The sequence below is a fragment of the Actinomadura montaniterrae genome (assembly GCF_008923365.1).
GTDB classification, from domain to species: Bacteria; Actinomycetota; Actinomycetes; order Streptosporangiales; family Streptosporangiaceae; genus Spirillospora; species Spirillospora montaniterrae.
This window is the reverse complement of sequence record NZ_WBMR01000246.1, coordinates 1-13,119: the sequence shown is the minus strand read 5'-3', so window position 1 is coordinate 13,119 and position 13,119 is coordinate 1. Positions and strand designations below refer to the sequence as shown.

16 protein-coding genes are annotated in these 13,119 nt (G+C 73.8%); 12 read left to right on the top strand and 4 right to left on the bottom strand.

Annotation, left to right across the window (positions count from 1 at the left end):
* The 3 genes from F9B16_RS43335 to F9B16_RS43325 all read left to right on the top strand — a co-directional run.
* The coding region (locus F9B16_RS43335; protein ID WP_151546089.1) for a tetratricopeptide repeat protein at window positions 1–915 on the top strand (915 nt) is incomplete at its 5' end.
* 112 nt (window positions 916–1,027) lie between these two features.
* Window positions 1,028–1,738 (top strand): cytidylate kinase-like family protein, encoded by a 711-nt coding sequence (locus F9B16_RS43330; protein ID WP_151546088.1) that lies wholly within the window; start codon window positions 1,028–1,030, stop codon window positions 1,736–1,738.
* A 102-nt stretch (window positions 1,739–1,840) separates the two neighbouring features.
* Complete coding sequence (locus F9B16_RS43325; RefSeq protein ID WP_151546087.1) at window positions 1,841–3,244, top strand: NAD-dependent malic enzyme; 1,404 nt, start codon at window positions 1,841–1,843, stop codon at window positions 3,242–3,244.
* A 19-nt stretch (window positions 3,245–3,263) separates the two neighbouring features.
* Here the strand turns inward: F9B16_RS43325 and F9B16_RS43320 are convergent, their stop codons facing one another.
* Entirely contained in the window at window positions 3,264–3,677 is a 414-nt protein-coding gene (locus F9B16_RS43320) for a hypothetical protein (protein WP_151546086.1), read from the bottom strand.
* A gap of 7 nt (window positions 3,678–3,684) precedes the next feature.
* On the opposite strand from F9B16_RS43320, the gene F9B16_RS43315 reads away from it, so the two are divergent.
* The 5 genes from F9B16_RS43315 (at window position 3,685) to F9B16_RS43295 (ending at window position 8,032) form a co-directional block, all read left to right on the top strand.
* On the top strand, window positions 3,685–3,981 hold the full coding sequence (locus tag F9B16_RS43315; RefSeq protein WP_151546085.1) for a hypothetical protein: 297 nt from the start codon (window positions 3,685–3,687) through the stop codon (window positions 3,979–3,981).
* Between the two features lie 104 nt (window positions 3,982–4,085).
* Window positions 4,086–4,661 (top strand): YqgE/AlgH family protein, encoded by a 576-nt coding sequence (locus F9B16_RS43310; protein WP_151546084.1) that lies wholly within the window; start codon window positions 4,086–4,088, stop codon window positions 4,659–4,661.
* A 4-nt stretch (window positions 4,662–4,665) separates the two neighbouring features.
* Window positions 4,666–4,935 carry a DUF3039 domain-containing protein gene (locus F9B16_RS43305; RefSeq protein ID WP_151546083.1) on the top strand — a complete coding sequence of 90 codons (270 nt, stop codon included), beginning with the start codon at window positions 4,666–4,668 and terminating at the stop codon, window positions 4,933–4,935.
* A 235-nt stretch (window positions 4,936–5,170) separates the two neighbouring features.
* Window positions 5,171–6,136: a zinc metalloprotease gene (locus F9B16_RS43300; RefSeq protein WP_225992464.1), complete on the top strand. Its 966-nt coding sequence runs from the start codon at window positions 5,171–5,173 to the stop codon at window positions 6,134–6,136.
* Between the two features lie 120 nt (window positions 6,137–6,256).
* A complete protein-coding gene (locus F9B16_RS43295) occupies window positions 6,257–8,032 on the top strand; it encodes a DEAD/DEAH box helicase (RefSeq protein WP_404800575.1) in 1,776 nt (591 codons plus the stop codon).
* Between the two features lie 31 nt (window positions 8,033–8,063).
* Here the strand turns inward: F9B16_RS43295 and F9B16_RS43290 are convergent, their stop codons facing one another.
* The 3 genes from F9B16_RS43290 to F9B16_RS43280 all read right to left on the bottom strand — a co-directional run bounded on the left by F9B16_RS43290 (window position 8,064) and on the right by F9B16_RS43280 (window position 10,568).
* Window positions 8,064–8,591 (bottom strand): gluconokinase, encoded by a 528-nt coding sequence (locus F9B16_RS43290; RefSeq protein WP_225992463.1) that lies wholly within the window; start codon window positions 8,589–8,591, stop codon window positions 8,064–8,066.
* 2 nt (window positions 8,592–8,593) lie between these two features.
* Window positions 8,594–9,175, bottom strand: a complete 582-nt coding sequence (locus F9B16_RS43285; RefSeq protein ID WP_151546080.1) for an isochorismatase family protein — start codon at window positions 9,173–9,175, stop codon at window positions 8,594–8,596.
* A 73-nt stretch (window positions 9,176–9,248) separates the two neighbouring features.
* A complete protein-coding gene (locus tag F9B16_RS43280) occupies window positions 9,249–10,568 on the bottom strand; it encodes a nicotinate phosphoribosyltransferase (RefSeq protein WP_404800573.1) in 1,320 nt (439 codons plus the stop codon).
* A 227-nt stretch (window positions 10,569–10,795) separates the two neighbouring features.
* Here F9B16_RS43280 and clpS point away from each other — a divergent pair, with 227 nt between their 5' ends.
* The 4 genes from clpS to F9B16_RS43260 form a co-directional block, all read left to right on the top strand.
* Window positions 10,796–11,092: an ATP-dependent Clp protease adapter ClpS gene (gene clpS / locus F9B16_RS43275; RefSeq protein WP_151546078.1), complete on the top strand. Its 297-nt coding sequence runs from the start codon at window positions 10,796–10,798 to the stop codon at window positions 11,090–11,092.
* 84 nt (window positions 11,093–11,176) lie between these two features.
* A complete protein-coding gene (locus tag F9B16_RS43270) occupies window positions 11,177–11,704 on the top strand; it encodes a DUF2017 domain-containing protein (RefSeq protein WP_151546077.1) in 528 nt (175 codons plus the stop codon).
* Window positions 11,705–11,866: 162 nt separating this feature from the next.
* Window positions 11,867–12,802 carry an MEDS domain-containing protein gene (locus tag F9B16_RS43265; RefSeq protein ID WP_151546076.1) on the top strand — a complete coding sequence of 312 codons (936 nt, stop codon included), beginning with the start codon at window positions 11,867–11,869 and terminating at the stop codon, window positions 12,800–12,802.
* Between the two features lie 19 nt (window positions 12,803–12,821).
* Window positions 12,822–13,119: MEDS domain-containing protein (locus F9B16_RS43260; protein ID WP_192809274.1), on the top strand; the 298-nt coding region annotated here is incomplete at its 3' end.

Here is a 13,119-nt window from a genome sequence, read left to right as displayed (position 1 = left end):
CAGGCGGCCGCCAGGAAGCAGCAGGAGCGCCGGGCGCAGGCCGGTGCCGCGCCCGCGGGCGGCCCGGCCGGCGGCGCGCCCGCCGGCGGGCCGTACGTCGTGGACGTCACCGACCAGACCTTCAACACCGAGGTCGTGGAGCGGTCGCAGACCGTCCCGGTCCTCGTCGACTTCTGGGCCGACTGGTGCGGCCCGTGCAAGCAGCTCGGCCCGATCCTGGAGAAGCTCGCCACCGAGGCGGCCGGCAAGTGGATCCTCGCCAAGGTCGACATCGACGCCAACCCGCAGCTCGGCGCGTACATGCAGCAGATGGGCGTGCGCGGCATCCCGTTCGTCGCGGCGGTCGTCGCCGGGCAGCTGCTGCCGTTCCTGAACGGCGCCGCCCCCGAGCCGCAGGTCCGGCAGGCGATCGACCAGCTCTTCGAGGCGCTGCGCCAGGAGGGCATCCTGCCGGAGCCCCCGCCGGGCGAGGAGGCCGCCGCCGGCGAGGCCGCGGCCCCGGCCGGGTCGGTGTACTCCGAGGCCGAGGACGCGCTGCAGCGCGGCGACCTCGACGGCGCGAAGGCCGCCTTCGAGCGGATCCTCGCCGGGAACCCGAGGGACGGCCAGGCCAAGCAGGGCCTCGCGCTCGTCGAGCTGAGCCTGCGCGTGGAGCGGCTGGACCCCGAGCGCACCGTCCAGGAGGCGGCGGAGAAGCCCGGCGACGTGCAGGCCCAGATCCACGCCGCGGACGTCGAGATGGTGTCCGGCCGGATCGAGGACGCGTTCGGGCGGCTGCTCACCGCGGTGCGCGGCAGCGCGGGCGACGACCGCGACGCGGCCCGCACGCACCTGCTGTCGCTGTTCGAGCTGCTGCCCCCGGACGACCCCCGCGTCGCCAAGGCCCGCCGCTCCCTCCAGTCGGCGCTGTTCTGACGGCCCGGCGCAGCGCGCTCGCGTGACGGCTGGGCGTCGGATCGCCCTGCCTGACGGCGATTGCGACGGGTCGGGGCCGTTGGGGCGCGCTGAATCGGGCATGTAGTGCGGTGTGAGCGCTCGTGTCGTGACCATCTCCGCCGCGTTCGGCGCGCGGGGCGACGTGGTCGGCCCCGCGGTCGCCGAACGTCTCGCGCTGCCGTTCCTCGACCGGGCCATACCCGTGCAGGTCGCCGGCGAGATCGGCTGCACGCTGGAGGAGGCGCTCGCGCACGACGGGCGCGCCGAGAGCGGCATCGGCCGCATCCTCGCGGGCGCGGCGCGGCTGCCGAACGTCGCGCTCGGCGCCATGGACGTCTACCTCCCCGAGCAGGCGATCATCCGGCCCGAGGAGTTCGTCGAGCACACCGAGCGCGTCATCCACCAGGCGGCGGAGCAGGGCGGGGGCGTGCTGCTCGGCCGCGCCGCCGCCGTCGTGCTGGCCGGGCTGCCGGGCGTGCTGCACGTCCGGCTGGACGGTCCGCGGGAGCGGCGGCTGGCCGTCGCCGCGTACGAGCTGGCGAAGGCCGGGACGGCGGCGCCGGCCGGGCGCCGGGGCCGCGCCGCGGGCGGGACGCGGGGTCCGGGTGGGGCGACCGGGACGCCGGACCGCGATGTTGAGCGTATGCTCGATGACAACGACCGCGCCCGCACGGCCTACGTGAAGCACTTTTACGGGGCCGACCCCGCCGATCCGCGGCTCTACCATCTCGTGATCGACACCACGAGGCTGCCCGCTTCCGCCGCCGTCGACCTGATCGCGGCCGCGGCGCGGGCGCTGTGAGCCGCAGGCGGAGAGGGCGACGGCCCCCGGGCGTCCCGTGCCCCCATGGGACGTGGCGGCCGGGACGAGGACGTACCCGGTAGCAAGAGGGAGCAGGTTGTCGTGGCGAGCGTGCCCAGCGTTTCGTACTCCATCACCGTCCGGCTGGAGGTCCCGGCCGGCGGCAAGGCGGTCAGCCAGATCACGCACGTGGTCGAGAACGCCGGCGGCATCGTCACGGCCCTCGACGTCAACACGGCGGGGCACGAGACGCTGCGCATCGACGTGACGATCGCCACCCGCGACACCCAGCACGCCGAGGCGATCGCCAGCGCGCTGGAGAAGATCGACTCCATCAAGATCCACAAGGTCAGCGACCGGACCTTCCTGATGCACCTCGGCGGCAAGATCGAGATGCAGTCGAAGGTGCCGCTGCGCAACCGCGACGAGCTGTCGATGGCGTACACGCCGGGCGTCGCCCGGGTGTCGCTCGCGATCGCCCGCAACCCCGAGGACGTCCGCCGGCTGACGATCAAGCGCAACAGCGTCGCGGTCGTCACCGACGGCTCGGCGGTGCTCGGCCTCGGCAACATCGGGCCGGAGGCGGCGCTGCCGGTGATGGAGGGCAAGGCGGCGCTGTTCAAGCGGTTCGCCGGGATCGACGCGTGGCCGATCTGCCTGGACACCCAGGACACCGACGAGATCGTCCGGACGGTGCAGATCCTCGCGCCCGCGTTCGGCGGCATCAACCTGGAGGACATCTCCGCGCCGCGCTGCTTCGAGGTGGAGCGGCGGCTGCGCGAGCTGCTGGACATCCCGGTGTTCCACGACGACCAGCACGGCACCGCGATCTGCGTGCTGGCCGCGCTGACCAACGCGCTGCGGGTCGTCGGCAAGGACATCGGGAACGTGCGCATCACGATGGCGGGCGCGGGCGCCGCGGGCACCGCGATCCTGAAGCTGCTGATGCACGCCGGCGCGCGCGACCTGATCGTCTGCGACTACCGGGGCGCGGTGCACAAGGGCCGCGACGACCTGGACGACTCGCTGCGCTGGATCGCCGACCACACCAACACCGCCGGCTACTCCGGCGACCTGCGCGGCGCGGTGAAGGACGCGGACGTGTTCATCGGCGTGTCCGCGCCCGGCATCCTGAACGGCGACGACATCGCGACGATGAACGACGGCGCGATCGTGTTCGCGCTGGCGAACCCGGAGCCGGAGGTGTCGCCGGACGAGGCGCGCGAGCACGCCGCCGTCGTCGCGACGGGCCGCAGCGACTACCCGAACCAGATCAACAACGTGCTGGCGTTCCCGGGCGTGTTCCGGGGGCTGCTGGACGCGCAGGCCGACGGGGTCACCCAGGCGATGCTGGCGGCGGCGGCGCAGGCGCTGGCCGAGGTCGTCACGCCGGGCGAGCTGGGCCCGAACTACATCGTGCCGAGCGTGTTCCACCCGGACGTGGCGTCGCGCGTCGCGGGCGCCGTCCGCGAGGCGGCCGGCGGCCGCCCCCGCACCGAGGCCTGACGCGCCCGCCCGGCCGCGGCTAGTCGGTGGTCTTCTTCGCGAAGACCTGGTCGCGGCGGCGGGGCCAGATCCCGCCGTACCAGAAGATGACCACGCCGGTGAGCATCACGCCGACGCCGGTCGCGGCCCGGGCCCACAGGACGGTGTCCGGGCCGGTGTGCGGCAGCTTGCTCGGCGCGGTCTTGTGCGGCGCGGCCGCCGCGTGCTTGCAGTTCGCCGTGAGCGAGCGGGTCTCGATCTGCTTGTTGGCCCAGTCGACCTGGACGAGCGTCCGCCGGTCCTCCTTCAGCTCGACCGTGACGGTCTTGCTGTCATGCGGCGCGACCGTCGCGGGGACCGTGGCGGAGTCGTCGTTCTTCAGGACGGTGAAGTCCTCGCGCTGCGTCCCGGTGTTGCGGACGGTGACGCGGACGGACCGCGACGGGCACGACACCGACCCGATGGTGGCGGAGACGGGCTGCGGCGCCGCCGTGCTCGTCGGGGTCTTCGACGGCTTGTGCGACGTCTTCGTCGGGGTGGGCGACGTCCCGGTGCCGCTCGGGCTGGGACTCGCCGACGTCGACGTGGTGGAGGACGCGCGCGCGCCCGAGCCCGATGACTTCATCAGGGCCGGTACGGCGATCAGTGCGCCGATGACGAGAAACACGGCGGCGATGATGACCCTGGGCAACTGCATCGCTGTCCTCCTGGCCCGTGGGGGGCTGAGCGGGCGCCGGGTGATCCGGGATCATTCTTAACCTAGGCGGTTGTGGTGCCGATATCCCCATCGCTAGGAATGCCTAACAGGCTAACGAGCGGGGGGACGTGCCGTGGGAGGTCCGCGCAACGCATGATGGAACCCATGGAAGACGGCATCAGGGTGGGGCTTCTGCTGGTCGCGACGCCTCAGCTGGAGGATCCCAACTTCAGGCGCAGCGTCGTCCTGGTGGTCGAGCACGATGTCGACGGGGGCACCCTGGGGGTTGTCCTGAACCGGCCGACCGAGATTCCGGTCGACCGGGTGCTGCCGCCGTGGGCCGAGCTGGTGACGGGGCCGTCGGTGGTGTTCCAGGGCGGCCCGGTCGCGCTGGACAACGCGCTCGCCCTGGCCCGCCTGCCCGGCGAGGACGAGCCGCTCGGCTGGCGGGCGCTGGAGGGCGGCTCCGAGGTCGCCCGCGTCGGCCTGGTCGACCTGGAGGCCCCGCCCGGGCTCCTCGCGCCGGAGGTGCTGCAGCTGCGCGTGTTCGCCGGGTACGCCGGCTGGTCGGCCGGGCAGCTGCGCGGCGAGATCGAGGACGGCGCGTGGTACCTGGTGCCGGCGGAGGCGGGCGACGTGTTCGCCGGGGACCCGGACCGGCTGTGGCAGGAGGTGCTCCGCCGCCAGGGCGGTGACCTGGCGTTCGTCTCCACTTTCCCCGAGGACCCGACGCTGAACTAAGGTGATGGACGTGAGTACGAAGATCCTTCCCGAGAGCGACACCCAGCAGGACGTCCGGCCGGACCTCTCGCACGGTGACGGCGACCACGAGCGGTTCGCCCACTACGTGAAGAAGGCCAAGATCACCGAGAGCGCGGTGACCGGCACGCCGGTGATCGCGCTGTGCGGCAAGGTCTGGGTGCCGAACCGGGACCCGAAGAAGTACCCGGTCTGCCCGGAGTGCAAGGAGATCTACGAGTCCATGCAGCCGGGCGGGGACAAGGGCGACGAGTGACGGCCGGCTGAGAGCCGGATGAGGGCGCCGGACCGGGGGGTCCGCGCGCGCCCGTGACGGTCCCGCGGTCGGGGTCCGCCGGCAGGGCGGACGCGTCACCGCGGGGCCTTCGCCTTTCCGCGCCCGCTTTTCCAGTTCAGCTTTCCAAACGGGGACATACGGGGGACAGATGCGGCGGTTCGCCGGGGTTTCGCTGTGCGCACTGACGGTCACGGTGTGTGTGGCATCGAGTTCGATGAGTGACGGCCCGCGCGCGCGGGCCAAGACCGTCCGGGCGGGCAAGGCCCTCGCGGCAGGCCAGGCGGTCGCGCCAGGAAGGGCCCTCGCGGCAGGCCAGGCGGTCGCGGCAGGCAGGGACGGATGCGAGCAGGGCGGCGCGGCGGCCCGGGTGGCGCACCCGCGCGACCGGGACGGCGAGCTGACCCGCGGCCAGGCCGCCGCGATGTTCGGCGACCTGAGCAGGACGCTCCGCGAGCGGTACGGGACGGCGGACGAGCGGCGCTTCGACACGGCGCGGCGGCGGACGCTCGTGATCCCGGTCCGCTTCCACGCCCTCGCCGCCGGACGCACGGGACGGCTGTCCGGTGCGGCCGTCCAGGGCCAGATCGCCACGCTGAACGCGGCGTACAGCGGGCGGACGGGCGGCGCCGACACCGGCGTGAGGTTCCGGCTCGCCGGCTACGACGTGACGAACAGGGCGTCCTGGTTCTACCACCCGCGCAAGTACCAGAGCCGCTTCAAGCCCAGGCTGCGCCGCGGCGGGCGCGGCACCCTCAATCTCTACTCGGCCTCCGTGGGCAGCGACGTCCTCGGGTTCTCGACCTTCCCGCAGTGGTACCGCAAGAGCCCGCGGATGGACGGCGTCGTCGTCGACTACCGCAGCCTTCCGCGCGGCTCGTACCGGCGCTTCAACCGCGGTTACACGGCCGTCCACGAGATCGGGCACTGGCTGGGGCTGCTGCACACGTTCCAGGGCGGGTGCACGCCTCCGGGCGACGGGGTGTCCGACACCCCGTACGAGGCGACGCCCGCGCAAGGATGCCCTCACTACAAGGACACCTGCCCGCAGCGCGGCGACGACCCCGTCCACAACTTCATGAACTACGGGTTCGACTCGTGCATGCGGAGCTTCACCCCAGGTCAGGGCCGCCGGATCCGGGCCGTGTGGGCCGCGTACCGGGCGCCGGGGCATGGGCGTTAGCGGCGCGGCGCGCGGGCGGGCGGCGGTGTGGATCGCGGCACAGGAGGGGCGGGGGCGGCGCGATCTGTCGGTGGGGCTCGGTAGCCTGCTATGACCGTGAGCACCTTCGCCGCATCGAGCATGCCCCCCGCGTTCCCCGAGCGGGCCGCCTGGGGGACCGCGCAGTCCCTGCGCGCCTGGCAGCAGCAGGCGCTGGAGCTTTACTTCGGGGGTTCCGGGGGTCGCTCCCCGGGTGAGCACAGCGGGACGGACGGGCAGCAGCCGGGCCCGCGCGACTTCCTCACCGTCGCGACGCCCGGCGCCGGTAAGACCACGTTCGCGCTGCGCCTCGCCCGGGAGCTGCTGGAGCGGCGGATCATCGCGGCGATCACGATCGTCTGCCCGACCGAGCACCTCAAGCGGCAGTGGGCCGAGTCCGCCGCCCGCGTCGGCATCAAGATCAACCCCGAGTACCAGAACGGCGACGGCCCGGTCGGCAAGGACTTCCACGGCGTCGCCGTCACCTACGCGACCGTCGCGGCCCGCCCGGCGCTGCACCGCAACCGCACCGAGTCGCGCAAGTCCCTGGTGATCTTCGACGAGGTGCACCACGCGGGCGACGGCCTGTCCTGGGGCGACGCGGTCCGGGAGGCGTTCGAGCCCGCGACGCGGCGGCTCGCGCTGTCGGGCACCCCGTTCCGCACCGACATCAACCCGATCCCGTTCGTCCGCTACGAGGAGGGCCCGGACGGGATCAAGCGCAGCCAGGCCGACTACACCTACGGCTACGGCCCGGCGCTCGCCGACGGGGTCGTCCGGCCGGTGATCTTCCTGGCGTACGCGGGCGAGATGCGCTGGCGCACCCGCGCCGGCGACGAGATCACCGCGACGCTCGGCGAGCCGCTCACCCAGGACCAGACCGCGCAGGCATGGCGGGCCGCGCTCGACCCCAAGGGCGACTGGATCAAGCAGGTCATCGCCGCCGCCGACCGCCGCCTCACCGAGCTGCGCCGCGTCATCCCGGACGCGGGCGGCCTCGTCATCGCCACCGACCACGAGACGGCCCGCGCCTACGCCAAGATGCTCCGCGCCGTCACCGGGCAGGGCGCCACGATCGTGCTGTCGGACGACCCGACCGCGTCGAAGAAGATCAAGGCGTTCAGCGAGACCGACGACCGGTGGATGGTCGCGGTCCGGATGGTGTCGGAGGGCGTCGACATCCCGCGGCTGTGCGTCGGCGTGTACGCCACGTCCACCAGCACGCCGCTGTTCTTCGCGCAGGCGATCGGCCGTTTCGTCCGCGCCCGCAAGCGCGGCGAGACCGCGTCGGTGTTCCTGCCGTCGGTGCCGACGCTGATGGGGCACGCCGCCGAGCTGGAGGAGGAGCGCGACCACGTCCTCGACCGTCCGGTCCGCGAGGACGGCCTCGACGACGACCTGCTCGCCGAGGCCAACCGCAGGCAGGACACCCCGGACGTCGGCGAGGAGCTGCCGTTCGAGACCGTCGAGGCGTCCGCGACGTTCGACCGCGTGCTGTACGACGGCGGCGAGTTCGGGATGCAGGCCCAGCCGGGCTCCGCCGAGGAGGAGGAGTTCCTCGGCATCCCGGGGCTGCTGGAGCCCGAGCAGGTGACGCAGCTGCTGCGCAAGCGGCAGGCCGACCAGATCGCGAGCGAGCGGCGGCGCAAGACCGGCGATCCGCGCGCCGACCGCACCGCCGCCGAGGACCTGCACGCCCTGCGCAAGGAGCTGAACGGCCTGGTCAACGCGTGGAACCACCGCACCGGCCAGCCGCAGGGCGTGATCCACAGCCAGCTCCGCACGGCGTGCGGCGGGCCGCCCGTCCCGCAGGCCAGCGCGGAGGAGATCCGCAAGCGGATCGGCAAGATCCGCGAATGGGCCGCCAAGCGCGCCTGACCGGCCCGCCGGGCGGTCAGTGCCCGGGCGGTCAGTGCCCGGGCGTCAGGTCCAGGGACTTCATGATGCGGGCCACCGTCTCCTCGGGGGAGTCGGTGATGGGGACGGTCAGGACGTGCTCGTCCGGGGCGGGGCGCTCCAGGTCGGCGAACTGGCTGTCCAGCAGGCCGGCGCCGAAGAAGTGGCCGTGCCGCCGGCGCATCCGCTCGGCGATGACGTCGCGGTCGCCGTCGAGCATGACGGTGCGGACAGCGGGGCGGCCGCCCGTCAGCTGGTCGCGGTAGGCGCGCTTCAGCGCCGAGCAGCTGACGACGCCGGGCCGCCCGGAGGCGAGCCGGCCGTCGATCCACGCGGCGATCGCGCGCAGCCAGGGGGCGCGGTCGGCGTCGGTCAGCGGATGCCCGGCCCGCATCTTGGCGACGTTCGCGGGGGAGTGGAACGCGTCGGCCTCCGCGTAGTCCCAGCCGAGGCGCTCGGCGAGCAGGCCGCCGACGGTGCTCTTGCCGCTGCCGGACACGCCGGCGATCAGGACGACCTCGATATCGGGGGGATTGCTCACGTTCAGCCGCTCACGACCGGGTCGCCGGAGAGGGTGACGCCCTCGCGGCCGAGCTCGTCCAGGGCGCGGTCGACGGTGGCCGTGCCGACGCCCGCCGTCAGGGCGAGCAGGACGGTGGTGCGCAGGCCGGCGCGGGCCGCGTCGACGGCGGTGGCGCGGACGCAGTGGTCGGTGGCGATGCCGACGACGTCGACGGCGTCGACGCCGCGGGACGCGAGCCAGTCCGCGAGCGGGACGTCGTCGTCGGAGACGCCCTCGAAGCCGCTGTAGGCGGCGGTCTCGCGGCCCTTGCTGAACACGGCCTCGATGGGGGCGAGCGCCAGGTTCGGGTGGAAGTCGGCGCCGGGGGTGCCGATCACGCAGTGCGGCGGCCAGCTGTCGACGAAGTCGGGCCGGTCGGAGAAGTGGTCGCCGGGGTCGAGGTGGAAGTCGCGGGTCGCGACGATGTGCGCGTAGCCGCCGCCGCGCTCGGCGACGTGGCCGGAGATGGCCGTGGCCACGCCCGCGCCGCCCGCGACGGCGAGCGACCCGCCCTCGCAGAAGTCGTTCTGCACGTCCACGATGATCAGAGCCTTCTTGCCCATGACCGCTCCTCTACCGGTGTCTCCCCGCCGTCGACGCTACCCCAGCGGCGCCCGTGCCCTTCCGCGGGCGCCGTCAGGCGCGCGGGCCGCCCTCGACGAACTCGGTCGGCACGGCGGGCTCGCCCTTGGACAGCTGGAGCGCCGTCGGGGGCAGCTCCGCGACGGACCGGACGTGCCGGTCCCGGGCGTCCCGCAGCGACTCCCGCCCGACGATCTCCCCGTCGCGGACCAGCGGGACGTGCAGGACGCGGTCGCGCCGTCCCGGCGCCGGCTCCCCGACCGACACCGTCTCGGCGTAGGCGGTGCCGTGCGCGTCGATGCGCCGCACGGCGGACTTGCGGCCGCCGCGGCTGGGCTTGCCGGTGGACCGCTTCGCGACCGGGCGCATGGCCGCGGCCTCGTCCGGGGCGTCCGCGCGGGCGACGAGCTTGTAGACGAGCGAGGCGGTCGGCGCGCCGGACCCCGTCACCAGCGACGTCCCCACCCCGTACCCGTCGACGGGCGCGGCGGCGAGCGCGGCGATGCCGTACTCGTCGAGGTCGCCGGTCACCACGATGCGGGTGTCGTGCGCGCCGAGCGAGTCGAGCTGCTCGCGGACGCGGCGGGCCACCACGCCGAGGTCGCCGCTGTCGATGCGGACGGCGCCGAGGGACGGCCCGGCGAGCTCCACGGCCGTCCGGACGGCCCGCTCGACGTCGTAGGTGTCGACCAGCAGCGTCGTCCCGTCGCCGAGCGACGCCAGCTGCGCCTCGAACGCGTGCCGCTCGCTGTCGTGCAGGAGCGTGAACGAGTGCGCGCTCGTCCCGGCGGTGGGGACGCCGTAGAGGCGGCCCGCCTCCAGGTTCGACGTGGTGGTGAACCCGGCGATGTAGGCGGCGCGGGCGGCGGCGACGGCGGCGCGCTCGTGGGTGCGGCGCGACCCCATCTCGATGATCGGCCGGTCCTGCGCGGCCTGCACCATCCGGGACGCGGCGGACGCGATCGCGCAGTCGTGGTTGAGGATCGACAGCACGACGGTCTCCAGCAGGACCGCCTCCGCGAACGTCCCCTCGACCACCAGGATCGGCGATTCCGGGAAGTAGCAGTCGCCTTCGGCGTAACCCCAGACGTTCCCGGAGAAGCGGTACTTCTCCAGCCACTGCGCCGTGGGGTCGTCGACGATCCCGTTGGCGGTGAGGAACTCCAGCTCCGCGGTGTCGAACCGGAACGCCTCGATCGCGTCCAGCAGCCGCCCGGTCCCCGCGACGACGCCGTACCGGCGGCCCGCGGGCAGGCTGCGCGCGAACACCTCGAAGACCGCGCGCCGCCCGGCCGTGCCGCTGCGCAGCGCGGCCTGCAGCATCGTCAGCTCGTACTGGTCGGTGAGCAGGGCGGTTCCGTCGTCAACGTCCACAGGTGGAACCCTAAGGCCAGGTGCGGGCACCATGGAGGTGCGGGCCGCCGCACCCGGCGGAGATCACACCGGGCGCGGTGAAGATCGCCCCGGACGGCGCGCGGGCGCATAGCATCGGGTGCCGTGGGCGGACCGACAACGCGGGGGAAGGGGGAGACGCGGCCGATGAGCGTCACGAGCAGGGCGAGCGAGGCGGGGCCTTCGAGCACGCCGGGCGGAGCGAGCTCATGAGCACGGCGCCCGCACCCGTCGAGCTGGAGCGGCCCGACGCCGAGGAGGACGTGCGCGCCGACCGGCCTTGGCTGGCGATCGTCTGGAACGACCCGATCAACCTGATGTCGTACGTCACGTACGTGTTCCAGACCGTCTTCGGCTATCCCAAGAGCAAGGCCGAGAAGCTGATGCTGGACGTCCACCACAAGGGCCGCGCCGTCGTGGCCAAGGGCACCCGCGAGGAGATGGAGCGGGACGTGGAGATCCTGCACTCCTACGGGCTGTGGGCCACCGTCAAGCGGGACGACTGAACCGATCCCGAACGGCGTTCCGGGGGTGCGGGGCCGCCGTCCCCCCTCGGGAGCCACCGAAGCCTTTCTGGGCGGAGCGATCCGATGAGCAACGTGAAGAAGACCCGCAAGGGCGTCGTCGTCCGGCTGGAGCCGGAGGAGGCGGCGCTGGTGCGGGCGCTGATGGAGCAGCTGGTCACGCTCCTCGGGGACGTCCCGGGCGAGGACGGCGAGCTGGCCTCCGTCGGCATCGCCGAGAACGCCGTCAAGCCGGACGACCCGGTGCTGGCGCGGCTGTTCCCCGACGCCTACCGGGAGGACGGCGAGGCGGCGGGGGAGTTCCGCCGCTACACCGAGATGGGGCTGCGCGACGGCAAGCGCGAGGCGGCCCGCACGGTGCTGGACGCGCTGAAGGACCCGGGCTCCGACATCGTCCTCGACCAGGAGCAGGCGCAGATCTGGCTGCGCGCCCTGAACGACGTGCGGCTGGCGCTCGGCACCCGGCTGGACATCAGCGAGGAGTGGTACGAGGAGGCCGAGCAGCTCGACCCGCGCGACCCGCGGACGCCGATGTTCGCCGCCTACGACTGGCTGACGATGCTGCAGGAAGGGCTCGTCCGGGCCCTCTGGTAGCGGCCGGTCCGGCCGCCGGGAGGGCGTTCCCGTCCGCACCCGGCCATCGGCGACATCACCGATTGTCGGGACGCGGACGCCCTGAGTGGTGTCCACTGGAGAGCGAGGGGACGCCGCCAGTCCCGCCGCGCGAGGCGGGCCTTACGCCAACCGGAGGCCGCGATGCCGGCAGAGACCGGTCACAGCAAGTCCGTCGGCTCGATGGAGCTCGGCGACCACCTGTGCCTTTTCTTCGACAGCGACGCCGAACGGCGGTCCGTGATGGCCGCCTACGTCCGCGACGGGGTGCGCGCGAACCACAAGGTGATCTACATCTCGGACGCGGTGCCCGCACGCGACGTCGCCGCCTGGCTCGGCGGCGGCGACGGCGGGCCCGACACCGTCCGCCCGCCGCGGGAGGACGACACCGGCTTCGACTTCGCCGCCGCGATGGACGCCGGGCACTTCGTCGTCCGCACCGCCGAGGAGACGTTCCTGGCCAGCGGCCGGTTCGACCCGGACGAGAGCCTGGCGCTGATGGCCACGGAGATCGACCTGGCGCTCGTGCAGGGCTACTCGGGGGTCCGGATCGCCGGGGAGGCGCGGTTCTCGCTGCGCCGCTGGCCCGGGACCGAGCGGCACGGCGACTTCGAGCGGATGCTCGACCAGGTGTTCATGACCACCGACCTGAAGGCGATGGCGATCTGCCAGTTCGACCGCCGCTGGTTCGACGAGGCGCGGCTGGCGGAGCTGGAGGCCGGCCACATGGGCCGGGTCCGGGCGAACGACCACTACGACGACGGCGCGCTGCGCATCGCGCCGACGTTCACGCCGCCGGGCGCGGCGCTGGCCGGGGTGCTGGACGCCGGGACCGCTCCGGCCGCGGAGAAGGTGCTGGCGTCGGTCGCGTCCACGGCGGGGCTGCTCTGCCTGGACCTGCACGGCCTGACCGGCTGCGACGACGCCGGGCTGCGGCTGCTGGCCGACGCGGACAATCCGGGCCTCGGCCTGGGCCGCGGGCTGCTGCTGCGCGGCGCCGCCCCCGAGCTCGCCGGCCGGCTGCGCGAGTCGGGGCTGCTGGCGCGGTCGGGAGTGTCGGTCGAGGAACGGACCGGCTGAGCGGAGGGACGGTTCGCGCATGGCGGTCGGGCACCCCGCGGCGGTCGGCGAGATGCGCTTCGGCGACCACTTCTTCCTCGCCTACGACAACGGCGCGGAACGGTACGCCGTGCTGTCCGCCTACCTTCGCGCCGGGCTGCGCGCCGGGCACGCCCTCGTCCACCTGGCGGACGGCGAGCGCGCGGAGGCCGCGCGGGACCGGCTGCGGGCGCTGTTCGCGGCGGACGCCCCCGACCTGCTCGCGGCGGTCAACGACGGCCGGCTGGCCGTGCCGGGGGCCGCGGGCCGCCCGCCGGGCGAGGTGATCGCGGCGGCCG

What these genes read in the sequence shown, in the direction of transcription:
- F9B16_RS43315 (WP_151546085.1), top strand. Translation starts at nt 3,685, where the DNA reads ATGGTGGCGGAGACGGGCTGCGGCGCCGCCGTGCTCGTCGGGGTCTTC.
- F9B16_RS43310 (WP_151546084.1), top strand. Translation starts at nt 4,086, where the DNA reads ATGGAAGACGGCATCAGGGTGGGGCTTCTGCTGGTCGCGACGCCTCAG.
- F9B16_RS43305 (WP_151546083.1), top strand. Translation starts at nt 4,666, where the DNA reads ATGGACGTGAGTACGAAGATCCTTCCCGAGAGCGACACCCAGCAGGAC.
- F9B16_RS43300 (WP_225992464.1), top strand. Translation starts at nt 5,171, where the DNA reads ATGAGTGACGGCCCGCGCGCGCGGGCCAAGACCGTCCGGGCGGGCAAG.
- F9B16_RS43295 (WP_404800575.1), top strand. Translation starts at nt 6,257, where the DNA reads ATGCCCCCCGCGTTCCCCGAGCGGGCCGCCTGGGGGACCGCGCAGTCC.
- F9B16_RS43285 (WP_151546080.1), bottom strand. Translation starts at nt 9,175, where the DNA reads ATGGGCAAGAAGGCTCTGATCATCGTGGACGTGCAGAACGACTTCTGC.
- clpS (WP_151546078.1), top strand. Translation starts at nt 10,796, where the DNA reads ATGAGCACGGCGCCCGCACCCGTCGAGCTGGAGCGGCCCGACGCCGAG.
- F9B16_RS43270 (WP_151546077.1), top strand. Translation starts at nt 11,177, where the DNA reads ATGAGCAACGTGAAGAAGACCCGCAAGGGCGTCGTCGTCCGGCTGGAG.
- F9B16_RS43265 (WP_151546076.1), top strand. Translation starts at nt 11,867, where the DNA reads ATGCCGGCAGAGACCGGTCACAGCAAGTCCGTCGGCTCGATGGAGCTC.